General features: G+C 67.7%; 18 protein-coding genes. 13 read left to right on the top strand and 5 right to left on the bottom strand.

The genetic code is table 11. The annotated features are described in order from the left end of the window. The first annotated feature begins 36 nt into the window (after window positions 1-36). The 4 genes from AM586_RS17865 to AM586_RS17880 all read left to right on the top strand — a co-directional run bounded on the left by AM586_RS17865 (window position 37) and on the right by AM586_RS17880 (window position 6,370). The gene (locus AM586_RS17865; protein ID WP_047826878.1) at window positions 37-1,827 is read left to right on the top strand and encodes an acyl-CoA dehydrogenase C-terminal domain-containing protein; all 1,791 of its coding nucleotides are present in this window, start codon (window positions 37-39) and stop codon (window positions 1,825-1,827) included. A gap of 73 nt (window positions 1,828-1,900) precedes the next feature. After that, window positions 1,901-4,297 carry a 3-hydroxyacyl-CoA dehydrogenase/enoyl-CoA hydratase family protein gene (locus AM586_RS17870; RefSeq protein ID WP_047826877.1) on the top strand — a complete coding sequence of 799 codons (2,397 nt, stop codon included), beginning with the start codon at window positions 1,901-1,903 and terminating at the stop codon, window positions 4,295-4,297. A gap of 29 nt (window positions 4,298-4,326) precedes the next feature. Beyond that, window positions 4,327-5,523 carry an acetyl-CoA C-acyltransferase gene (locus tag AM586_RS17875; protein ID WP_047826876.1) on the top strand — a complete coding sequence of 399 codons (1,197 nt, stop codon included), beginning with the start codon at window positions 4,327-4,329 and terminating at the stop codon, window positions 5,521-5,523. Between the two features lie 73 nt (window positions 5,524-5,596). After that, a complete protein-coding gene (locus AM586_RS17880) occupies window positions 5,597-6,370 on the top strand; it encodes an enoyl-CoA hydratase (protein WP_047826875.1) in 774 nt (257 codons plus the stop codon). Between the two features lie 3 nt (window positions 6,371-6,373). Here the strand turns inward: AM586_RS17880 and AM586_RS17885 are convergent, their stop codons facing one another. Beyond that, window positions 6,374-6,781, bottom strand: coding sequence for a hypothetical protein (locus AM586_RS17885; RefSeq protein ID WP_047826874.1), 408 nt, complete (start codon window positions 6,779-6,781; stop codon window positions 6,374-6,376). 112 nt (window positions 6,782-6,893) lie between these two features. Between AM586_RS17885 and AM586_RS17890 the strand changes: the two genes are divergently transcribed. The 3 genes from AM586_RS17890 (at window position 6,894) to AM586_RS17900 (ending at window position 10,080) form a co-directional block, all read left to right on the top strand. Then, on the top strand, window positions 6,894-7,796 hold the full coding sequence (locus AM586_RS17890; protein WP_047826981.1) for a LysR substrate-binding domain-containing protein: 903 nt from the start codon (window positions 6,894-6,896) through the stop codon (window positions 7,794-7,796). A gap of 101 nt (window positions 7,797-7,897) precedes the next feature. Then, the gene (locus AM586_RS17895) at window positions 7,898-9,097 is read left to right on the top strand and encodes a CaiB/BaiF CoA-transferase family protein (protein ID WP_307165650.1); all 1,200 of its coding nucleotides are present in this window, start codon (window positions 7,898-7,900) and stop codon (window positions 9,095-9,097) included. Then, window positions 9,094-10,080 carry a hydroxymethylglutaryl-CoA lyase gene (locus AM586_RS17900; RefSeq protein ID WP_229411293.1) on the top strand — a complete coding sequence of 329 codons (987 nt, stop codon included), beginning with the start codon at window positions 9,094-9,096 and terminating at the stop codon, window positions 10,078-10,080. The genes AM586_RS17895 and AM586_RS17900 overlap by 4 nt, the downstream gene beginning before the upstream one ends. Here the strand turns inward: AM586_RS17900 and AM586_RS17905 are convergent. Further along, complete coding sequence (locus tag AM586_RS17905) at window positions 10,037-12,517, bottom strand: TonB-dependent siderophore receptor (protein WP_047826871.1); 2,481 nt, start codon at window positions 12,515-12,517, stop codon at window positions 10,037-10,039. The genes AM586_RS17900 and AM586_RS17905 overlap by 44 nt on opposite strands. A 372-nt stretch (window positions 12,518-12,889) precedes the next feature. Between AM586_RS17905 and modA the strand changes: the two genes are divergently transcribed. From modA to AM586_RS17935, 6 genes are all read left to right on the top strand, one after another. Next, window positions 12,890-13,633, top strand: a complete 744-nt coding sequence (modA, locus tag AM586_RS17910; protein ID WP_109370483.1) for a molybdate ABC transporter substrate-binding protein — start codon at window positions 12,890-12,892, stop codon at window positions 13,631-13,633. Then, window positions 13,630-14,304: a molybdate ABC transporter permease subunit gene (gene modB / locus AM586_RS17915; RefSeq protein WP_047826869.1), complete on the top strand. Its 675-nt coding sequence runs from the start codon at window positions 13,630-13,632 to the stop codon at window positions 14,302-14,304. The genes modA and modB overlap by 4 nt, the downstream gene beginning before the upstream one ends. Before the next feature lie 9 nt (window positions 14,305-14,313). Then, window positions 14,314-14,964: an ABC transporter ATP-binding protein gene (locus AM586_RS17920; protein WP_047826868.1), complete on the top strand. Its 651-nt coding sequence runs from the start codon at window positions 14,314-14,316 to the stop codon at window positions 14,962-14,964. 2 nt (window positions 14,965-14,966) lie between these two features. Next, window positions 14,967-15,785: a TOBE domain-containing protein gene (locus AM586_RS17925; RefSeq protein WP_047826867.1), complete on the top strand. Its 819-nt coding sequence runs from the start codon at window positions 14,967-14,969 to the stop codon at window positions 15,783-15,785. Between the two features lie 58 nt (window positions 15,786-15,843). Further along, window positions 15,844-17,379, top strand: coding sequence for a CYTH and CHAD domain-containing protein (locus AM586_RS17930; RefSeq protein ID WP_047826866.1), 1,536 nt, complete (start codon window positions 15,844-15,846; stop codon window positions 17,377-17,379). Window positions 17,380-17,597: 218 nt separating this feature from the next. After that, window positions 17,598-18,443: an alpha/beta fold hydrolase gene (locus AM586_RS17935; protein WP_047826865.1), complete on the top strand. Its 846-nt coding sequence runs from the start codon at window positions 17,598-17,600 to the stop codon at window positions 18,441-18,443. A gap of 4 nt (window positions 18,444-18,447) precedes the next feature. Here AM586_RS17935 and AM586_RS17940 read toward each other — a convergent pair whose 3' ends face one another. Genes AM586_RS17940 through AM586_RS17950 form a run of 3 tightly spaced genes read right to left on the bottom strand, consistent with a single transcriptional unit; the run spans window position 18,448 to window position 21,642 of the window. Then, window positions 18,448-19,656, bottom strand: a complete 1,209-nt coding sequence (locus AM586_RS17940) for an ABC transporter permease (protein WP_047826864.1) — start codon at window positions 19,654-19,656, stop codon at window positions 18,448-18,450. Then, window positions 19,650-20,360 carry an ABC transporter ATP-binding protein gene (locus AM586_RS17945; RefSeq protein WP_047826863.1) on the bottom strand — a complete coding sequence of 237 codons (711 nt, stop codon included), beginning with the start codon at window positions 20,358-20,360 and terminating at the stop codon, window positions 19,650-19,652. The genes AM586_RS17940 and AM586_RS17945 overlap by 7 nt, the downstream gene beginning before the upstream one ends. Further along, on the bottom strand, window positions 20,350-21,642 hold the full coding sequence (locus tag AM586_RS17950) for an efflux RND transporter periplasmic adaptor subunit (protein ID WP_047826862.1): 1,293 nt from the start codon (window positions 21,640-21,642) through the stop codon (window positions 20,350-20,352). Before AM586_RS17950 ends, AM586_RS17945 begins: the two co-directional genes overlap by 11 nt. Between the last annotated feature and the right edge of the window lie 112 nt (window positions 21,643-21,754).

Below are 21,754 nucleotides of genomic sequence, written 5' to 3' on the forward strand. Positions count from 1 at the left end.
ATCATCACCAATCATTACCTTCGTCAGGAGATCAACATGGGTCAGTACGTCGCGCCAATTCGGGATATGCAGTTCGTTCTGCACGAGTTCCTGAACGTTACCGAGGAGTTCAAGAACCTGCCGGCCTACCAGGAAATCGACGCCGACATCATCAACCAGGTGCTCGAAGAAGGTGCGAAGTTCACGCAGGAAGTGCTGTTCCCGCTGAACCACTCCGGCGACCGCGAAGGCTGCCACTACGACGCCGCGACCAAGGCCGTCACCACGCCGAAGGGCTTCAAGGAAGCCTACAAGCAGTATGTGGAAGGCGGCTGGGCCGCGCTGGCCTGCGATCCGGAATACGGCGGCCAGGGCCTGCCGGTCTCGCTGAACAACTCCTTCTACGAGATGCTGAACTCGGCCAACCAGGCCTGGACCATGTACCCGGGCCTGTCGCACGGCGCCTACGAGTGCCTGAAGGAACACGGCACCGAAGAGCAGAAGAAGTTCTACCTGCCGAAGCTGGTCTCGGGCGAATGGACCGGCACCATGTGCCTGACCGAAGCCCACTGCGGCACCGACCTCGGCCTGCTGCGCTCGAAGGCCGAGCCGCAAGCCGACGGCACCTACAAGATCACCGGCTCGAAGATCTTCATCTCGGCCGGCGAGCATGACTGCGCCGAGAACATCGTCCACCTGGTGCTGGCGCGCCTGCCGGACGCACCGGAAGGCTCGAAGGGCATCTCGCTGTTCCTGGTGCCGAAGTTCCTGCCGAACGCCGACGGTTCGATCGGCGAGCGCAACCCGATCTTCTGCGGCGCGATCGAAGAAAAGATGGGCATCCACGGCAACGCCACCTGCCAGATGAACCTGGACGGCGCGGTCGGCACCCTGATCGGCCAGCCGCACAAGGGCCTGAACGCGATGTTCGTGTTCATGAACGCCGCCCGCCTGGGCGTCGGCATGCAGTCGCTGGGCCTGACCGAAGTCGCCTACCAGAACGCGCTGGTGTATGCGAAGGACCGCATCCAGATGCGCAGCCTGTCGGGCCCGAAGGCGCCGGACAAGCCGGCCGACCCGATCATCGTGCACCCGGACGTGCGCCGGATGCTGCTGACCGCCAAGGCCTACGCAGAAGGCGCGCGCGCCCTGACCTCGTACGTGGCGCTGCAGATCGACCGCGAACTGAACCACCCGGACGAAGAAGTGCGCAAGGAAGCCGCCGGCGAAGTCGCGCTGCTGACCCCGATCGTCAAGGCCTTCATCACCGACAACGGCTGGATCGCCACCTCGGAAGCGATGCAGGTGTACGGCGGCCACGGCTACATCAGCGAGTGGGGCATGGAGCAGTACGTGCGCGACGCCCGCATCAACATGATCTACGAAGGCACCAACACCATCCAGTCGCTGGACCTGCTGGGTCGTAAGATCCTGATGGACAACGGCGCCAAGCTGCGCGCCTTCGGCGAGAAGATCAAGGCTTTCGTGGAAGACAACGGCCTGGACGAGCAACTGTCCGAGTTCGTGAGCCCGCTGGGCGAACTGGGCGAGAAGGTCGGCAAGCTGACCATGGAAATCGGCATGAAGGCCTTCCAGAACCAGGACGAAGTCGGCGCCGCCGCCGTGCCTTACCTGCGCGTGGTCGGCCACCTGGTGTTCAGCTACTTCTTCGCGCAGATGGCGAAGATCGCGCTGGCCAAGCAGGATTCCGGCGACAAGTTCTACGAAGCCAAGCTGGCCACCGCCCGCTTCTATTTTGCCCGCCTGTACCCGGAAACCGCGATGCTGATCCGCCAGGCGCGTTCGGGCGCGTCGAACCTGACGGCGCTGGATGCAGACCTGTTCTAAACACGCGCCATCACGTTGACTAACCGTCGTCCCCGCCTGCGCGGGGACGACGACCAAACAAGGAATACATTACATGTCCAACTTCATCGTCAAGAAAGTCGCCGTGCTGGGCGCCGGCGTGATGGGTGCGCAGATTGCCGCGCATTGCGTCAACGCCAAGGTCCCGGTCGTGCTGTTCGACCTGCCGGCAAAGGAAGGGAACAAGAACGGCATCGTCCTGAAGGCCATCGAGAACCTGAAAAAGCTGTCGCCGGCTCCGCTGGGCAACAAGGAAGACGCTGCCCTGATCGAAGTCGCCAACTACGAGGACAACCTCGACGTGCTGGCCGGCTGCGACCTGATCATCGAAGCCATCGCCGAGCGCATGGACTGGAAGCATGACCTGTACAAGAAGGTCGCGCCGCACATCGCGCCGAACGCGATCTTCGCATCGAACACCTCGGGCCTGTCGATCAACAAGCTGGCCGAAGGCTTCGACGAAGAACTGAAGGCGCGCTTCTGCGGCGTGCACTTCTTCAACCCGCCGCGCTACATGCACCTGGTCGAGCTGATCCCGACCACCAGCACCCGCCCGGAGATCCTGGACCAGCTGGAAACCTTCCTGACCTCGACCCTGGGCAAGGGCGTGGTGCGCGCCAAGGACACCCCGAACTTCATCGCCAACCGCGTCGGCATCTTCGGCATGCTGGCCACCATCCATGAAGCCGAGAAGTTCGGCCTGTCGGTGGACGTGGTCGACGACCTGACCGGCGCCAAGCTGGGCCGCGCCAAGTCCGGCACCTTCCGCACCGCGGACGTGGTCGGCCTGGACACCATGGGCCACGTGATCAAGACCATGCAGGACACCCTGCAGGACGATCCCTTCTTCAGCGTCTACAAGACCCCCGCGGTCCTGTCGAAGCTGATCGAGAAGGGCGCGCTGGGCCAGAAGACCGGCGCCGGCTTCTACAAGAAGGTCGGCAAGGAAATCCAGCGCCTGGACTTCGCCACCGGCGACTACGTGCCGGGCGGCGCAAAGGCCGCCGATATCGTCGGCCGCATCCTGAAAGAGAAGGACCCGGTCAAGAAATTCAAGGCGATGCGCGAGTCGACCAATCCGCAGGCGCAGTTCCTGTGGGCGATCTACCGCGACGCCTTCCACTACATCGCCTACCACCTCGATACCATCGCCGACAACGCGCGCGACGTCGACTTCGCGATGCGCTGGGGCTTCGGCTGGAGCGTCGGTCCGTTCGAGACCTGGCAAGCCGCCGGCTGGACCCAGATCGCCCAGTGGGTGAAGGAAGACATCGACGCCGGCAAGGCGCTGTCCAGCGCACCGCTGCCGGCCTGGGTGTTCGAGGCGCCGGTCGCCGAGAAAGGCGTGCACAGCGCCGAGGGTTCGTACTCGGTGACGAAGAACGCCTATGTGCCGCTGTCCGACCTGCCAGTCTACAAGCGCCAGCAGTTCCGCGCACCGGTCGCGGGCCTGGGCGGCGCCGATCCGAAAACCGCCGGCACCACCGTGTTCGAGGACGACTCGGTGCGCCTGTGGCATTCGGACGACGAAGTGCTGGTCATCTCGCTGAAGACCAAGATGCACGTGATCGGCGACGGCGTCATCAAGGGCATCAAGCGCGGCCTCGAAGAAGCGGAAAAGGGCTACAAGGGCCTGGTCATCTGGAATACCGACGCAGCCGAAGGCGGCGCCTTCTCGGCCGGTGCCGACCTGCAATCGGCCCTGCCGGCCTTCATGACCGGCGGCGCGAAGGCGATGGAGCCGATCGTGCGCGAGCTGCAGGACACCTTCATGGCCATGAAGTACTCGAACATCCCGGTGGTCGCTGCCGTGGCCGGCCTGGCCCTGGGCGGCGGCTGCGAGATGGCGCTGCACGCCTCGAAGCGCGTGGCCTCGATCGAGTCGTATATCGGCCTGGTCGAAGTCGGCGTCGGCCTGGTGCCGGCCGGCGGCGGCCTGAAGGAAGCCGCGCTGCGCGCCGCCAACGAAGCCAAGGGCAACGACATCCTGCAATTCCTCAAGGTCGGCTTCACCAACGCGGCCACCGCGCAGGTGTCGAAATCGGCGCTCGAAGCGAAGGCCATGGGCTACCTGAAGGACGACGACGTCATCGTGTTCAACCCCTACGAACTGCTGCACGTGGCGAAGGTCACCGCGCGCGCCATGTTCGACGCCGGTTACCGCGCCCCGGCGCGCCGCCCGGTCCAGGTCACCGGCCGCTACGGCTGGGCGACCATCCGCGGCCAGCTGGTCAACATGCGCGACGGCGGCTTCATCTCGGCCTACGACTACCACCTGGGCGACACCATCGCCGAGATCGTCACCGGCGGCGACATCGACCAGGGCAGCTTCGTCTCCGAGCAGTGGCTGCTGGACATGGAGCGCCGCGCCTTCATCTCGCTGCTGAACAATCCGAAGACCCAGGAACGCATCATGGGCATGATGCAGACCGGTAAGCCGGTGCGCAACTGATCGCGACGCGGACATTAAGGACTAATGACATGAGCAAACAACTTCAAGACGCATACATCGTCGCAGCGACCCGCACCCCGATCGGCAAGGCGCCGCGCGGCTTCTTCAACAAGACCCGTCCGGACGACCTGCTGATCGCCGCGATCAAGGGGGCGATGGCCGCCGTGCCGAACCTGGACCCGGCCCTGATCGTCGACGCGATCGTCGGCTGCTCCTTCCCGGAAGCCGAGCAGGGCTTCAACGTGGCGCGCCAGGCCGTCGTCATGGCCGGCCTGCCGAACACCGTCGGCGGCGTCACCGTCAACCGCTACTGCGCCTCCGGCATCACCGCCCTGGCGATGGCGGCCGACCGCATCCGCGTCGGTGAAGCCGACGTCATGATCGCCGGCGGCGTCGAGTCGATGTCGATGGTGCCGATGATGGGCCACCACCCGTCGATCAATATGCGCGTGTTCGACGACGAGAACGTCGGCCTGGCCTACGGCATGGGCCTGACCGCCGAGAAGGTCGCCGCGCAGTGGAAGATCTCGCGTGAAGACCAGGACGCCTTCGGCCTGGAATCGCACCGCCGCGCCATCGCCGCCCAGCAGGCCGGCTACTTCAAGGACGAGATCACCCCGGTCGAGATCGTGACCCGTACGCCGAACCTGGCGACCGGCGAAATCGATGTCAAGCGCCGCACCGTCGACCTGGACGAAGGCCCGCGCGCCGACGCCAGCGTGGAATCGATGGCCAAGCTGAAACCGGTGTTCGCCGCCAAGGGCAGCGTGACCGCCGCGACCTCGTCGCAGATGTCGGACGGCGCCGGCGCGCTGATCGTCGTCAGCGAGAAGATCCTGAAGGAGCACAACCTGACCCCGCTGGCCAAGTTCTCCTCCTTCGCCGTGCGCGGCGTGCCGCCGGAGATCATGGGCATCGGCCCGAAGGTCGCGATTCCCGCCGCCCTGGCCGCCGCCGGCATCACCCAGGACCAGCTGGACTGGATCGAGCTGAACGAAGCCTTCGCCGCCCAGGCGCTGGCCGTGATCCGCGACCTCGGCCTGGACACCAGCAAGGTCAACCCGATGGGCGGCGCGATCGCCCTCGGCCACCCGCTGGGCGCCACCGGCGCGATTCGCGCCGCCACCGTGGTGCACGCCCTGCGCCGTAACAACCTGAAGTACGGCATGGTCACCATGTGCGTCGGCGCCGGCATGGGCGCTGCGGGTATCATCGAACGCGTGTAATCCACACGTGTCAACGAAAGGGTGGGCGCGGCACAACCGTTCCCACCCTTTTTTTACAATAAGGAGACCCTGAATGGACATCCAGACCACCACCGCCGACGGCGTCCTGAGCATCGCATTCAACCGCCCGGAGCGCAAGAACGCCATCACCGGCGCGATGTACACCACGATGGCCGAAGCCTTGCGCAAGGCCGACCAGGACAACGCGGTGCGCGTCGTCCTCATCACCGGCCGCCCCGAGATCTTCACCGCCGGTAACGACCTCGACGACTTCCTGAATAACGTCGGCGAAGGCGCGATGACGGAAGACCGCCCGGTCTTCCAGTTCATGCAGGCGCTGGAAAGCTGCACCAAGCCCGTGATCGCGGCAGTCGCCGGCGCCGCGGTCGGCATCGGCACCACGATGCTGATGCACTGCGACCTGGTCTATGCCGCCGACACGGCGAAATTCTCGATGCCCTTCAGCCAGCTCGGCCTGTGCCCGGAATTCGCGTCGTCGCTGCTGGTCGCGCAAGCCGCCGGCTACACCCGCGCCGCCGAAAAGCTGATGCTGGGCGAAGCCTTCCCGGCCCAGGAAGCCTTCGAGATGGGCATGGTCGCGAAAGTGCTGCCGGCCGCCGAGCTGCTGGCCTTCGCGCAGGGCCAGGCGGCCAAGCTGGTCAGGCTGCCGGCCGCCTCGATCCGCACCACCAAGGCGCTGATGAAGCGTTCGCGCGCGGCGCTGGTCAAGGAGACCATTGCGGTGGAGAACGAGCGCTTTTCCGCGATGCTGGTGGGCGCCGAGGCGAAAGAGGCCTTTACCGCCTTCTTCGAGAAGCGCAAGCCGGATTTCAGCAGGTTCGACTGAGCCTCAGCGGCGGCAGGGGAAGCGCAGCGTCTCGCCTTCGCGCGCGAACGCCCGCGCCGGTTCGCTGTCGCCGCAACGGTAGACGACGCGCAGGCGCTTCTCTTCGCCGGGCGCCGGATCGCCGCACAGCTGGTTGCGGGCAACGACAGCGCCGGTGCGCTCGATCTCGTCGCGCACGCCCCGGCGCGCATCGCATACGGCGCCGCGCACGCCATATTCCGCTTCCTCGATATGCAGGCGGCCCAGGCCCGGCCGGCCGCCGTGATCGTCGCGGCCGGCGCGCAGGCCCGCTTCGTAACCCGCGTCGTAACCGCGGCGATACTCGGCGCTCTGGGCAAACGCGGACGTGGACGCGGCGGTCAAGGCCAGCACCGTGGCGATCCGGATGATGTTTTGGTGTGCGATCTTCATTTTTTCCTCCCGAGGCAGTCGATGAGCCATGCTAGCGTGCTGCCCGGCACGCTTCCGTGCGCATGCGTACATACGGCATGCTCTCTGCAAGGAAACGTGTAGCATGTCGGCCATGAACCTCCACCGCCTCGACCTCGTCTCGCTCTCGCTGTTCATGCACGTGGTGCGCTCCGGCAGCATCAGCAAGGGCGCGCAGGCGCTCAACCTGGCGGTCGGGGCGGCCAGCAAGCGGATCTCCGACCTCGAGGCGGCGGTCGGCGCCGGGCTGCTGGAGCGGCACTCGCGCGGCATCACGCCCACCGCCGCCGGCGAGGCGCTGGCCCACCACGCCCAGCGCATCCTCGGCGACGTCAACCTGCTGGCGGCCGAGCTGCGCGACCACGCCCGCGGCATCGTCGGCGTGGCGCGGCTGTGGGCGAACACCTCGGCGATCACCCAGTTCCTGCCGGCCGACATCGCCGCCTTTGCGCGCGCCACGCCGGCGATCCGCATCGAGCTGGCGGAGCTGAACAGCGGCGACATCGTGATGGGCGTGCTGGAGGGCAGGGCGGACATCGGCATCTTCGCCGACCGCACCCCGGCGCTCGGCCTGCAGCTGATGCCCTACCGCGAAGACCGGCTGGTGCTGGTGGCGCCAAGCGGGCACGCGCTGGCGCGGCGGCGCGCGCTGCGCTTCGAGGAAGCCGTCGAGTTCGATTTCGTCAGCCTGTCGCACGGCACCTCGCTGGCGCAGCGCCTGCAGGCCGAGACCGAGGCCATGGGCCAGCGCCTGAAATTGCGGATCCAGGTGCGCAGCTTCGACGCGATGTGCCAGATGGTGGCGGCCGGGCTTGGCGTGGCGGTGCTGCCGGCCGACGCCGTGCGGGCGCTGGTGCGCTCGCTGAACCTGCGCCAGATCCCGCTGCAGGATGCCTGGGCGCGCCGCCAGCTCTTGATCGGCGTGCGCGACATCGAGACCCTGCCGCGCCACGCGCGCCTGCTGGTCGAGCATCTGGCGGCATCTTCCCGGGGCTAGCTTTCGCAAACCACGAAAGCCGGGTTCCTGTCCCGGTCATTCCATGGCGCCGGCAAAAATGCCAGAATCGCAGCATGACATCGATGAATGACGGGGACAGCATGAGCACTTCACATCAGGCCCTCAAGGGCGTGCGCGTGATCGAGATGGGACAACTGATCGCCGGGCCCTTCGCCGGCAAGACCCTGGGCGAATTCGGCGCCGACGTGATCAAGATCGAGGCGCCCGGCGCGGGCGACCCGCTGCGCAACTGGCGCATGATGAAGGACGGCACCTCGGTCTGGTGGCAGGTTCAGTCGCGCAACAAGCGCTCCGTGGCGCTCGACCTGCGCAGCAGCGAAGGCCAGGAGATCGCGCGCAAGCTGATCGCCGAGGCCGATGTGCTGGTCGAGAATTTCCGGCCCGGCACCCTGGAAAGCTGGGGCATGGGCTGGGACGAGCTGTCCGCGCTGAACCCGGGCCTGGTCATGCTGCGCATTTCCGGCTACGGCCAGACCGGCCCCTACCGTGACCTGCCGGGCTTCGGCGCGATCGGCGAGGCGATGGGCGGCCTGCGCCACCTGACCGGCGAGCCGGGACGCGTCCCGGTGCGCTGCGGCGTCTCGATCGGCGACACCCTGGCCGCCCTGCACGGCACCATCGGCGTGCTGACCGCGCTCTATCACCGCAAGGTCAACGGCGGCAAAGGCCAGGTGATCGACGTGGCCCTGCACGAAGCCGTGTTCAACGTGATGGAAAGCCTGATTCCCGAGTACAGCGCGTTCGGCGCGGTGCGCGAGGCGGCCGGCAGCGCACTGCCGGGCATCGCTCCCTCCAACGCCTACCGCTGCGGCGACGGCTACGTGCTGGTGGCCGGCAACGGCGACAGCATCTTCAAGCGCCTCATGACGGCGATCGGCCGTCCCGACCTGGGCGAGGCCCCGGACCTGGGCAGCAACACCGGCCGCGTCGCACGGGTGGACGAGATCGACGCCGCCATCGGCGCCTGGACGCTCGAACGCAGCGTGGACCAGGTGCTGGCGGTGCTGGGCGAGGCGCGGGTCCCGGCCGGCAAGGTGTACACCGCGAAGGACATCGCCGAAGACCCGCACTACCGGGCGCGCGACATGATCCTGACCCAGCAGACGCGCGAGGGCTACGAGGTCGAGGTGCCGGGCATCGTGCCCAAGCTGATGGGCACGCCGGGCGCGGTGCGCTCGCCGGCCCCGCGCCTGGGCGAGGACACCGACGCGGTGCTGCGCGAGATCGGCCTCAGCGAAGAGCAGATCGCCGCGCTGCGCGCACGCAAGGTGGTCGCATGAGCGCTCCTTTGGACATGAGCGCCTGGAACGGCGCCGGCCGCCGCATCCACATCCAGGAAGTGGGGCTGCGCGACGGACTGCAGGCCGAGAGCCGTTTCGTGCCGACCGCGGACAAGATCGCACTGGCCGACATGCTGTCCGGCGCCGGCCTGGCCAAGATCGAAGCCAGCTCCTTCGTCTCGCCCAGGGCGGTGCCGGCCCTGGCCGACGCCGCCGAGGTTTTTGCAGGGATCGCACGCCAGCCGGGCGTCGTGTACAGCGCCCTGATCCCCAACCTGCGCGGCGCCGAGCGCGCCATTGGCGCCGGCGTCGGCGAGATGAACCTGGTGATGTCGGCCAGCGAAAGCCACAACCTGAGCAATCTGCGCATGACGCGCGAGCAGTCCTTCGCCGGCCTGGAGGAAGTGGCCGCGCTGGCGCATGGCCGCGGCGTGCGGGTCAACATCTCGCTGTCCTGCAGCTTCGGCTGCCCGATGGAAGGGGAGGTGGCGCAGCAGACGGTGCTGGACTGGTGCGCGCGCTATGTCGACCAGCTGAAGGTGCAGGGCATCACGCTGTGCGACACCACCGGCATGGCGTTTCCGACCCAGGTGCACGCGCTCACCCGCGAAGTGCGCGAGCGCTGGCCGGCGCTGGAACTGACCCTGCACTTCCATAACACGCGCGGCATGGGCCTGGCCAATGTGCTGGCCGCGATCGATGCCGGCGCCGACCGCTTCGATGCCTCATTGGGCGGCATCGGCGGCTGTCCGTATGCGCCCGGCGCCACCGGCAATGTCTGCACCGAGGAAGTCGTGCACGCGCTCGGGCTGATGGGCTACGAGACCGGCGTCGACCTGCCCCTGCTGCTGCAGGCGGCGCGGCGCCTGCAGGACCTGGTGGGCCACGAGGTACCCAGCCAGATCGTCAAGGCCGGGCGCCGGCTCGACCTGCACCCGCTTACAGGCTCACGTCAACCCGTGCATACCACGAACGGCCGTTGATGCCGAACGGGCAGGTCTCCCAGCAGTAGGTGAAGCCGAGCTGGGGGAAGGGCGCGGCCTTGACCGGATCCCACTTGGTCGGGAAGGTGTTGAACAGGTTGTTCGCGCCGAGCGTCACGCTGGTCGCCTTGCTGAAGTTGTAGCGCAGCGTGGCGTCGAAGATCCACTTGGCGTCCCAGGTCTGCACGAAGGGGGCCGTAAAGCCCTGGCCCTGCACTTCGCCGTAGTAGTTGGCGCGCAGGTTGCCGTTCCAGGCGCCGGTCGTGTAGTCGGCCGACAGCACGTGGTGCTGGCGCGGCTGGCCGCGTTCGATCAGGGTCACCTGGGAATCGTCGAACAGCTGGGTGCCGCTCAGGACCGGCGAATCGGAGTGGCGGCCCTTCACCTTGGTGCGGTTGAAGTCCAGCTGGCCGGACAGCACCAGGGTCGAACCCGGCAGGCGGGTGGTGTGCTCGGCCACGATGTCGAGGCCGCGCGTCTGGGTGTCGATGGCATTGGTGAAGAACTGCGCCTGGCCGACCTTCAGCGGATCGAGGATGGCCTTGATCGGGCAGGCCGCAAGGGTGGCGCAAGGGCCCGATTCCGGCGCGATGTTCGACGAGAACACGATGCGGTTGTCGATGTCGATGCCCCACAGGTCGGCCGTCAGCGAGAAGTTCGAGGCCGGACGCAGCACGATGCCGACGCTGGCGTTCTTCGACGTTTCCTCCTTCAGGTTCGGGATGCCGAAGGCCTTGGTGACGGCGCTGCCTTCGCGCGCGGTCAGGGTCTCGGTCAGCACGCCGGCCGCGTTCAGGTTGGTCGAGACCGAACTGTAGAACTTCTGCTGCACGCTCGGCGCACGGAAGCCGGTCGACACCGTGCCGCGCAGGCCCACGGTTTTCGAGGGATCGTAGCGCAGGCTCAGCTTGCCGGTGGTGGTGCTGCCGAAGTCCGAGTATTTTTCCCAGCGCACGGCCGCGCCCAGCAGCAGTTCGTTGGTCAGCTTGTGTTCGAGGTCGGCGTACAGCGCGATGTTGTGGCGGCTGTCGTCCACCGCGGTGCCGGGCGTGTAGCCGGGGAAGCCCTGGGTGCCCGAGGCCGCCGCGCCGCCGGTCTGGTCGCGGATCACGATGGCCGGATTGTTGGTGCGGCCGTACTGGTAGGAGACCGGATCGCCGGCGTCGATCGCATAGCCGTCGCGGCGGTATTCGAAGCCGGTGGCGAAGGAGATGGCGCGGCCGCCGATCTCGAGCGGGCCGCGCAAGTCGGCGTTGACGGTGGTCTGCTTGAATTTCAGCTTGCCGGTGTCGGCTTCCAGCGGCGATTCGGCGTAGATGCCGCCGCCCGGCTTCGGCTCGTACCAGTAGCTGACGTTGATGGTTTCCTTTTCGTGGAAATCGAGCTCGCTGCGGCCATGGTTGACCGAGAAGTCGACTTTCCACTGGCCGGCCAGGTCGCGCCGGTAGCCCAGGGCCAGCGAAGCATCCTTGACCGTGGTGCGGATGTTCGGCAGGAAGCCGTTCGGGTACACGGCCGGCACGTTGCGGCCGTCGCCGGCGGAGCGGAAGAAGCCGGCCGAGTCGCCGGTGCGGTGCGAGACGCCGCCGAAGGTATAGAACTCGCCGTCGTTCCCGGTCGGCAGCGCCGAGTTCCACCAGAAGTACTTGTCCTTGGCCAGGCTGTCGCCGATGCGCTGGGTCACGCGCGGCGGGTCGACCCGCAGGCTGTCCACGCCGGCGCGGTTGGTCTCGCCGCGGTGGCGGCCTTCGACGGTCAGGTTGACGTAGCCGCCGTCGCCGATCGCCCAGCCCCGGTTGGCGCTGCCGGAGTAGAGCTGGCCGCCGCCTTCGCTGGTGCCGCCGGCGGTGCCCGACAGCTGGGTTTCGCCGGTCTGCTGCTTGAGCACGATGTTGATCACGCCGGCGATCGCATCCGAGCCGTATTGCGCGGCCGCGCCGTCGCGCAGCACCTCGATGCGCTGGATCGCCGACATCGGGATCGCATTGATGTCGGTGCCGGCCGAGCCGCGGCCGATGGTCTGCTGCACGTTGACCAGCGCCTGCTGGTGGCGGCGCTTGCCGTTGACCAGCACCAGCAACTGGTCGGGTCCGAGCGAACGCAGGGTCGCCGGGCGGATGATGTCGGTGCCGTCGCTGATGAAGGTCGACGAGAAGTTGAAGGACGGGTCCAGGGTCTGCAGCAGCTTGCCGAGTTCCAGCGGCCCCGCCATCTGCATGTCCTTGGCGCTGATCAGGCCGACCGGCGCGGAGGCGTCGAGGGCCGTGCGCGCCGCGCCGCGCGAGCCGAGCACCACGACCGAGGGCGCGGTCGGATCGACGGCGGACTGGGTCGGGGCGGTGTCGGCCGTCTGCGACCAGGCGGGCGCAAAGGCAAGCAGGAGGGAAGAAGCGAGGAGGGTGCGGGTAAAGCCGGGCAAGACGGTCTGTTTGGTCATCCTGGTTCTCTCGTCGATAGGGTTCGGATACTGGCGGCGCGGGCAGGGCGCGCATCCAACCGGACGAGTCTAACGAGTCAAGATGAGTATGGACAATTGTTAACGCAAGGGATGCATACGCTATGTACCATTCCGGCAACATTGCTTGTATAGTCAGGCCGAATTCGGCTACTCTTGAGAGAGCGCCCGCGCCATCCCGGCCGGTTTTCGGGATGGCGCATCCCGGTCAATTGTGACATTTCGAGAGAATGTCCGCGCGTTCCCCTCACCCACTCTGCGGCCGGCTCCAGCCTTGCGCCGCGAAGCGTTATATATTCGTGTATATTGCGTTTTCGTTCCCAAGGATCCGGAGATGTCGTGCGCATTACTGTCATGCAAAAGGTCGCTACCGCCACCGCTTTCAGCCTGGCGGCAAGCCTGGCGCAGGCAGGCGACCTGCACGTTTCCGCCGCGGCCAGCCTGACAAATGCCTTCAAGGACATTGCCGCGAGTTATGAAGCCCGGCATGCGGGCACCAGTGTCCTGCTGAACTTCGGCGCATCCGGCGCCCTGCTGCAGCAGATGGCCAAGGGCGCGCCGGTCGACGTGCTCGCCTCCGCCGACATGGAAACGATGGACACGGCCGTGAAGCAGAAGCTGGTCGCGAACGGCGAGCGCCGCAACTTCGCGCGCAACAGCCTGGTCCTGGTCGTGCCGTACGACAGCAAACACAGCCCGAAGCGCCTGCAGGACCTCGGCCAGCCGAGCGTGCGGAAGATCGCCATCGGCAATCCGGCCAGCGTGCCCGTCGGCCGCTATACCCGGCACGCGCTCGACGCGGCGCAGCTGTGGTCCGGTGTCTCCGCCAAGGCCATCCATACCCAGAACGTGCGCCAGTCGCTCGACTACGTGGCGCGCGGCGAAGTGGATGCCGGCTTCGTCTACGGCACCGATGCCGCCCTCATGAAGGACAAGGTCAAGGTCGCGTTCGAGGTGCCGCTCGATATCGCCATCGGCTATCCGATCGCGCGTACCGCCGCCAGTACCGATCCGCTCGAGGCGCAGCGCTTCATCGATTTCGTGCTGTCGCCGGCGGGGCAGGCGGTGCTGGCGAAATACGGATTCCGGAAGCCATGAACGCGGACGCGTGGTCGGCGCTGGCGCTGTCGCTGAAGGTCGCGGGCTGCGCCACGCTGATCAATCTCGTGCTGGGCGTCGGGATCGGCTTCCTGCTGGCGCGGCGGCGCTTTCCGGGCCGTGAACTGCTGGACACCCTGCTGACCCTGCCCATGGTGATGCCGCCGACCGTGCTGGGCTACTACCTGCTGGTGCTGGTCGGCCGCCATGGCTGGCTCGGCGCCTGGCTGCAGGACCGCTTCGGCATCAACCTGATCTTCACCTGGCAGGGCGCCGTGATCGCCGCCGCCATCGTCATCTTCCCGCTGGTGTTCAAGCCGGCGCGCGCCGCCTTCGAGGCGGTCGACGGCCAGCTGGAGCAGGCCGCGCGCGTGCTGGGCATCTCGGAGGCCGCGCTGTTCTTCCGGGTCACGCTGCCGCTGGCCTGGCGCGGCATCCTGGCGGGCGTCCTGCTCGGCTTCGCGCGCGCGCTGGGCGAGTTCGGCGCGACCCTGATGGTGGCCGGCAGCATTCCCGGCCGTACCCAGACCCTGTCGATCGCGGTGTACGAAGCGGTGCAGGCCGGGCAGGACGATACCGCCAACCTGCTGGTGCTGCTGACCTCCTGCGTCTGCGTCGCCGTGCTGCTGACCGCGGGACGGCTGGCACCGGGCCGCCTGGCCGGCCGCTAGGGGACGGCGATGCTGCTCGATCTCGATATCCGCAAGACCCTGGGCGCCGGCAGGCAGACTTTCCGGCTCGACGTGCGCCTGCGCACGGACAGCCAGCGCACCGTCATCCTCGGTCCGTCCGGTTCCGGCAAGAGCCTGACCATGAAGGCGATCGCCGGCCTGCTGCGTCCGGACGCCGGCCACATCAGGCTCGACAACCAGGTGCTGTTCGACGCCGCCCGGGGCATCGACCTGGCGCCGCAGCAAAGGCGGCTGGCCTATGTGTTCCAGGACTATGCACTGTTCCCGCACCTGACCGTGCGCCAGAACATCGCCTTCCCGCTGGTGCGCGGCTGGTTCAACCCGCGCCGCCGCCAGCACCGGGAACAGGTCGATTACTGGTGCGAGGCCTTCCAGCTCGGCCATGTGGCCGACCAGTACCCGGACGAACTCTCGGGTGGACAGAAGCAGCGCACGGCGCTGGCGCGCGCCCTGGTGACGCATCCGCGTGCGCTGCTGCTGGACGAACCCTTCGCCGCCCTCGACCGCGATTTGCGCGTCCTCATGCGCGCCGAACTCAAGGAGCTGCAGCATCGCCTGCAGGTGCCGATGGTGATGATCACCCACGATCCGGAAGACGCCGAGGTGTTCGGCGACCACGTGCTCGAATTCACAGGATGAACATGGACGTCATGCAAGAAAAAACGGCGATCGGGCTCGACGGCGAGATCTGGATGACGGTCGGCGGCGAAAACCTCGGCGGCCCGGGACGGATCGCGCTGCTGGCGAAGATCGGCGAGTGCGGCTCGATCACCCAGGCGGCGAAAGCCATCCGGATGAGCTACAAGGCGGCCTGGGACGCCATCGACGCGATGAACAACCTGGCCGGCGAGCCGCTGGTGGCGCGCCTGGCGGGCGGCAAGGGCGGCGGCGGCACCCGCCTGACCGCGCGCGGCGAGCAACTGGTGGCCAACTTCCGGCTGATCGAACGCGAGCACCGGAACTTCGTCCAACGCCTGGGCGAGCAGGCCGCCGGCATCGCCGACGATTACTTATTGGTCAGGAAAATGAGCATGAGAACTAGTGCACGCAACCAGTTTTCCGGAAAAGTCACACGGCTTGCCCGCGGCGCCGTCAACGACGAGATCGAGCTGGCGGTGGCCGGCGGCCACGCCATCGTCGCCATCGTCACGCATGAGAGCGTCGACAGCCTCGGCCTGCAGGTCGGGGCGGACGCCTTCGCCCTCGTCAAATCCTCCTCCATCATCCTGGCGGCGCAGGACGAGGGCGCGCGCTATTCCGCCCGCAACCGCCTGACCGGGACCATCGCCCGTATCGAGCCCGGCGCCGTCAACACCGAGGTCGTGATCGACCTGCCGGGCGGCGGCTCGGTGGCCGCCATCGTTACCCGGGAAAGCAGCAATGCGATGGGCCTGGCGGTGGGCGGCACGGTGACGGCGATGTTCAAGGCATCGAGCGTGATCGTCGGCGTACCCGCCTGAGCGGTGTGCCTGCGGCGCGCGGAACGCGCTACAGTAATGCGGTGTGAAGGAGGAAAAAATGGAATGCGAAATCAAGCTGGGCCTCGACGGCGCCAGCGCAAGCCAGGTCAAGAAAATACCGCTCCTGCGCCCGCCCGGCGGCGCCAAACCGGAAGAGCACGAACACGTCGATCGTTATTTCGACACCGCCGACTTCACCCTGTGGCAGCACGGCTATGCGCTGCGCGTGCGCAGCGAGGGCATGCGCCACGTGCAGACGCTGAAGGGCGGCGGCACCGTGGTCGCCGGCCTGCACCGGCGCGTCGAGCTGGAAGCGGATATTGCCTCGGACGAACCGGACCGCGCGCTGTTCGCACGCCAGCTGCGCGAGGTCCTGCCGGCGCTGGCGAAACAGTTCGAGCGCCATGCGGCGCCGCTGGAGCCGGTGTTCGTCAACAAGAGCAAGCGCAGCGCCTGGATGCTGGAACTGGACGGCGGCGCGCAGGTCGAATGCGCCCTCGACACGGGGGAACTGCAGCGCGGCGACCGCACGGTGCCGGTGCGCGAGCTGGAACTGGAAATGAAGGACGGCGACCCGGCGCGTTTATATGAGCTGGCGCGCCAGGTGCACGCAGCGGTCCCGGTGCGGATCGAGAACGTCAGCAAGGCCGAACGCGGCTATGCACTGGCCGGCGCTGTCGCGCCGCGCGCGGTGAAGGCGACCGCGGTGAGCCTCAGGCGCAAGGCCAGCATGGGAGAAGCCCTGGCAGGCATCCTGCGCAACTGCCTGGAGCAGATGCAGGCCAACGAGCAGGGCGTGCTGTCCGGCGAGGTCGAGAGCCTGCACCAGATGCGCGTCGGGCTGCGCCGCCTGCGCGCGGCGATGGCGATGGTGAAGGGCATGGTGCAGCTGCCGGCGCCGCTGGCGGACGAGGTCGAATGGCTGGCGGGCGAACTGGGCGACGCGCGCAACTGGGACGTCTTCATCGAATCGCTGCTGCCTGGCCTGCCGGTGCCGGACGAGCACAAGCCGGCGCTGGCGCGGGTCGCGGTGGCGGCGCGTGAAGAGGCGGAACGGCATCGCGCCCGCGTGCGCGCGGCGGTCGGCAGCCCGCGCTACACGGGCCTGATGCTGGGCCTGGGCGCCTGGATCGCCGGGCAGGGCTGGAAGCAGGCCGACTCGATTCCGCAGGATGCGCCGGCGGATGCGCTGGAGCAGAAGGTGCTCAAGGCCGCGCCGCGCCTGGTGCAGCATGCAGCCGCGCGGGTGCGCAAGCGCGCCCGGGGCTTCGACCTGAAACAGCCCGAATCCCTGCACAAGGTGCGCATCGCCGCCAAGAAGGAACGCTATGCGCGCGAGTTCTTCGAGGCCCTGAGTCACGGCAAGAAGGAAGCGCGCCGCCACGACCTGCTGACCGGCATGCAGGACGAACTCGGCCTGCTGAACGACAGCGTGGTCGCGCGCGGACTGGTCGCCCAGCTGCGCGAGCGCGTGCCGCAGGAGCAGGCGCTGCTCGGTTTCATCGAAGGCGTGCTGGCCGTGCGCGCTCTCGATGCCTTGCCGCGCGCGGGCAAGCATGTGCGGCGCAAGCTGCGGGCGCGGGCGGCGTTCTAGGCCGCCTGCTGAAATTGATGCCGGTATCTTTCCCGACCGCCGGCTCCGGTAGGGCGGCTGGGCCGCCGTGCTCTTTTCCCTAGGAGCGAGGCGTATTGTGCGGGCCGAATGTGACAGGCGTTTGACGCCACCGCAGGCACATGGCGCATGCATTGTGCATTGACATTGTTGCAATGTGAAACGACCATGCGGGTGGATCAATGCGAAAGGATCGTCACATGCAACGCCTGCCGGCTGCCTTGCTGTCGCTGTTCTCCCTGCAGGCCATGGCTGCCGAAGCGCCCGGCGAGCAATTCGCGCAGGTCGGCGCCAACAAGCTGGCCTTCGAATGCCGCGGCGAAGGCAGCAAGACGGTCGTGCTGATCGCCGGCATGGGGCTGGACGCGCACGCCACCTACAAGAACACCTTCCGCAACTTTGCGCTGCCGGGTTACCGGGTCTGCCTGTACGACCGCGCCGGGGTGGGCAAGAGCACGCCGCAAACGACGGCGCGGCCCCTGCGCGCGCTGGCCGATGAACTCGACGGCCTGGTGAAGGAGCGCGGCTGGCGCGACGTGGTGCTGGTGGCCCACTCCTTCGGCGGCCTGATCGCCCGCGCCTATGCCCAGGCCCATCCGGCAGCGGTGAAGGGCGTGGTGTTCGTCGACTGCGTGCACGAATCCTGGTACCAGGCCATGAAGCAGGCGATGACGCCGGACGGCTGGCGCATCATGGACATGGTCATCAGCTGGGAACGGGACAGGAATTCGCACGAGGATTTTCCGGAAGCCGTGCAGGCCTTGACGGCCAGGCCGGGCAAGCTGGACGTGCCGGTCACGGTGCTCAGCCGCGGGCTTCCCTATACGGCCATCCGGCAGGCGAAGATGAGCTACGAAGACGTCGACGCCTTCAACACGACCTGGGATGCGGCCCAGTTCGAGCTCGCGAAAGTCGCCGCCGACATGCGCCATGTACGCATGCGTTATGCGGCGCACCTGTTCGACGAACAGGACCCGTGGCTGGTCCTCGACGAGATCGGCCTGCTGGTCAAGCGCGTCGAGGCGCGCCCGGCTTCCGCGCCCTAGGCGGCTATTCGTGCCGCAGCGCCTCGATCGGATCGAGGCGGGCGGCGCGGCGCGCCGGAAAGTAGCCGAACACGATCCCGATCGCGGTCGAAAAGACGAAGGCCGTCAGATTGATCGAGGGACTGAAGAGAAAAGGCATGTGCATCAGGTTGGCCAGGCCGATACAGGCGAGCAGGGCCAGCGCGATGCCGATCAGGCCGCCGAAACCCGACAGCACCACGGCTTCGATCAGGAACTGCCACAATACCTCGCGTTCGAGGGCGCCGATCGCCAGCCGGATGCCGATCTCGCGCGTACGCTCGGTCACCGAGACCAGCATGATGTTCATGATGCCGATCCCGCCGACCAGCAGGCTGACCGCCGCGACCGCACCCAGCAGCCCGGTCATGGTGCGGATGGTGCCCGACAGCGTTTCCGCGATCTGCCGCGTGTCCATCACGCTGAAATTGTCGTCTTCATTGTCGGCCAGCTTGCGGCGCTCGCGCAGCAGGCCGGCGATCTGGCGCATGGCCTGGCCGGCGCTGGTGGCGTTCTTCAGCGACACCAGGATCGTCGAGATATCGGTCCTGCCGGTGAGCCGGCGCTGCACGGTGGCCAGCGGCATCACGACCACGTCGTCCTGGTCCATGCCCATCGCGCCCTGGCCCTTGGGCGCAAGCAGGCCGATCACCTCGCACGAGAAGGTCTTGATCCGCATCGTGTCGCCAATCGGGTTGCGGTTGCCGAACAGCTGGCGCCGGATGGTATCGCCGATCACGCAGACCGCCTTGCCGGCGAGCAGCTCATCGTCGCTGAAGCGGCGGCCCGCGGCCAGTTTCCAGTTGCCGGTGACGAAATAATCGTTGGTCGTCCCGGTGACGCTGGACGACCAGTTGTTATTGCCGGCCACCAGGGTCAGGCCCTGGCCAACGGCCGGCGCCACCGCCTTGATCCCGGCCAGCTGGGCCCGCACTGCATCGACATCGGCCTGCTTGAAGGCGGGCGCGCCGGCGCTGTCGCGCCCGGGACCGAGGCGCTGGCCCGGGCGCACGATCAGCAGATTGCTGCCGAGGCTGGAAATCTGGTCGGCCACCGCGCGGGTGGCGCCGTTTCCCAGCGTGACCATGGTGATGACCGCCCCGACCCCGATCACGATGCCCAGCACCGTCAGGAAGGAACGCAGCAGGTTGCGGCGGATTTCGCGCAGGGCAAGCTGCAGGGCGTTGCTCAGCATGCTGCCTCCGTGCGCTCCCGATCGCTGTCGATCGTGCCGTCGACAAAATGTACGATGCGCTGCGCATAGGCCGCCATGTCGGGCTCGTGCGTCACCATCACGACGGTGATGCCCTGCTCACGGTTGAGGTCGGACAGCAGGCGCATGATTTCGTGGCTGCGCTTGCTGTCCAGGTTGCCGGTGGGCTCGTCCGCCAGCAGCACCAGCGGATTGGTGACGATCGCGCGGGCGATCGCGACCCGCTGCTGCTGGCCGCCCGACAGTTCGGCCGGCGTGTGTCCCTCCCAGCCGCTCAGGCCGACGCGCGCCAGCGCGGCGCTCGCCGCGCGATGCCTGGCCTGGGCTGGCAGCCCCCGGTACAGCAGGGGAAGCTCGACATTTTCCTGGGCCGAGGTACGCGCCAGCAGGTTAAAGCCCTGGAAGACGAAGCCGATGCATTCGCGGCGCAGCAGGGCGCGCTGGTCGCGGTTCAGGCGCTCGACGTGGATGCCGCGGAACAGGTACATGCCGCTGCTCGGCGTATCCAGGCAGCCGAGCAGGTTCATCGCAGTCGACTTGCCCGAACCGCTCGGCCCCATCACGGCGACGAACTCGCCGGCCGCGATGCGCAGGTCGATGCCGCGCAGCGCCTGCAGCGCGGCATTGCCTTGTCCATAGGTCTTGCTGATGCCGCGCAGCTCGATCAAAGGCGCGTCAGCGGCCATCGGCGGCCTCCTGGACATCGGTGATGACGGCCATGCCGGGTTTCAGTCCGCCGCCCAGGATCTCGGTCTGGCGCCCGTTGCTGACGCCGGTCCGCACCGGCACCGGCTGCGGGCCGTCGGCGCCCGCTATCCAGACCTGCCGCCCCGCGCTCGCCGCCGGCGCGGTCCGGCGCGGCGCCTGCGGCACGCGCGGCAGCAGCCGGGACACGAAACCGGAGGGGGCGGCGGCCTTGCCGGCCGGCGGGCTGAAGCGCAGTGCGGCATTCGGCACCAGCAGCGCATGGTCGCGCCGCGCCGTGACGATCGAGGCGGTGGCCGTCATGCCCGGGCGCAGCGCCAGGTCGCGATTGTCGACCTCCAGGATGGTCTTGTAGGTCACCACGTTGTCGGTGATGGTGGAACCCAGCCCGACGCGTTCGATGGTGGCGGGGAAGCTCCGGCCGGGCCAGGCGGACACCGTGAAGTCGGCATGCTGGCCCGGCCGGACGCTGGCGACGTCGGCCTCGTCGACCTTGACCTGCAGCTGCATGCGCGTCAGGTCTTCGGCAACCACGAACAGCACCGGCGCGTTCATCGCGGCGACCACCGTATTGCCGGGCTCCACCTTCCGGGTCAGCACCACGCCATCCACCGGCGACAGGATGCGGGCCTTGGCGAGGTTGGTCAGGTCGGTCTTGAGGGCGGCGCGCGACTGCGCTTCCTGGGCGCGCGCGGTCGCTTCGTTGGCCTGGGCGCGCAGCAGGGCCGCCTCGGCCGTCTCGAGGTCGTGGCGGGCCGGCTCCTGGCCGCCCGACATCGTCGACAGGCGCCGCAGGCGCGCCATCGAGGCTTCGGTCTCGGCGACGGTGGCGCGCGCCTGGGCCACCAGCCCCACGGCGGCCTGCACCGCCGACTGGGAGCGGATCACGGCATCCTTCAGCCGCTCCGTGTCGAGCTCCGCCATCAGCTGGCCGTGCTTGACGACATCGTTCTCGTCGACCAGCACCCTGGCGACCGTGCCCGACAGTTCGCTGCCGACGTCGACCGACTTGGTCGGCTGCAGGGTGCCGGTGGCCGTGGCGCTGACGACCAGGTCGCCCTCGACGACCGGCTCGGTGAGGTAGCGCACCGAGGCGCCGCCGGGCGATCGCGCGAACAGGAACAGGAGCAGGGCGGCGCCCGCTACCAGCGCCAGCGCGACGGCGCCGGCTCGCCGCCAGCCGATCCTGCCGCCACTGCCGGATTGCGCGGCCTCGAGCAGCCGGTTGAGCTTGTCATGGGTATCGGGGTTCGCGTCATTCATACAAAGCCTCTGTCTGAAAGCCTCGTCCGCAATACCGATATTGGCACAACGCGGACAGCTTGCGTTAGTCCTCAGCACGGTTTTTTAGCTTGTTTCCCAAACCAAAAAACAC

The organism is Massilia sp. WG5, from assembly GCF_001412595.2.
GTDB lineage: Bacteria > Pseudomonadota > Gammaproteobacteria > Burkholderiales > Burkholderiaceae_D > Telluria.

Coding starts and splice junctions, on each gene's coding strand:
- AM586_RS17865 (WP_047826878.1), top strand. CDS start 37: ATGGGTCAGTACGTCGCGCCAATTCGGGATATGCAGTTCGTTCTGCAC.
- AM586_RS17870 (WP_047826877.1), top strand. CDS start 1,901: ATGTCCAACTTCATCGTCAAGAAAGTCGCCGTGCTGGGCGCCGGCGTG.
- AM586_RS17875 (WP_047826876.1), top strand. CDS start 4,327: ATGAGCAAACAACTTCAAGACGCATACATCGTCGCAGCGACCCGCACC.
- AM586_RS17880 (WP_047826875.1), top strand. CDS start 5,597: ATGGACATCCAGACCACCACCGCCGACGGCGTCCTGAGCATCGCATTC.
- AM586_RS17885 (WP_047826874.1), bottom strand. CDS start 6,781: ATGAAGATCGCACACCAAAACATCATCCGGATCGCCACGGTGCTGGCC.
- AM586_RS17890 (WP_047826981.1), top strand. CDS start 6,894: ATGAACCTCCACCGCCTCGACCTCGTCTCGCTCTCGCTGTTCATGCAC.
- AM586_RS17895 (WP_307165650.1), top strand. CDS start 7,898: ATGAGCACTTCACATCAGGCCCTCAAGGGCGTGCGCGTGATCGAGATG.
- AM586_RS17900 (WP_229411293.1), top strand. CDS start 9,094: ATGAGCGCTCCTTTGGACATGAGCGCCTGGAACGGCGCCGGCCGCCGC.
- AM586_RS17905 (WP_047826871.1), bottom strand. CDS start 12,517: ATGACCAAACAGACCGTCTTGCCCGGCTTTACCCGCACCCTCCTCGCT.
- modA (WP_109370483.1), top strand. CDS start 12,890: ATGCAAAAGGTCGCTACCGCCACCGCTTTCAGCCTGGCGGCAAGCCTG.
- modB (WP_047826869.1), top strand. CDS start 13,630: ATGAACGCGGACGCGTGGTCGGCGCTGGCGCTGTCGCTGAAGGTCGCG.
- AM586_RS17920 (WP_047826868.1), top strand. CDS start 14,314: ATGCTGCTCGATCTCGATATCCGCAAGACCCTGGGCGCCGGCAGGCAG.
- AM586_RS17925 (WP_047826867.1), top strand. CDS start 14,967: ATGGACGTCATGCAAGAAAAAACGGCGATCGGGCTCGACGGCGAGATC.
- AM586_RS17930 (WP_047826866.1), top strand. CDS start 15,844: ATGGAATGCGAAATCAAGCTGGGCCTCGACGGCGCCAGCGCAAGCCAG.
- AM586_RS17935 (WP_047826865.1), top strand. CDS start 17,598: ATGCAACGCCTGCCGGCTGCCTTGCTGTCGCTGTTCTCCCTGCAGGCC.
- AM586_RS17940 (WP_047826864.1), bottom strand. CDS start 19,656: ATGCTGAGCAACGCCCTGCAGCTTGCCCTGCGCGAAATCCGCCGCAAC.
- AM586_RS17945 (WP_047826863.1), bottom strand. CDS start 20,360: ATGGCCGCTGACGCGCCTTTGATCGAGCTGCGCGGCATCAGCAAGACC.
- AM586_RS17950 (WP_047826862.1), bottom strand. CDS start 21,642: ATGAATGACGCGAACCCCGATACCCATGACAAGCTCAACCGGCTGCTC.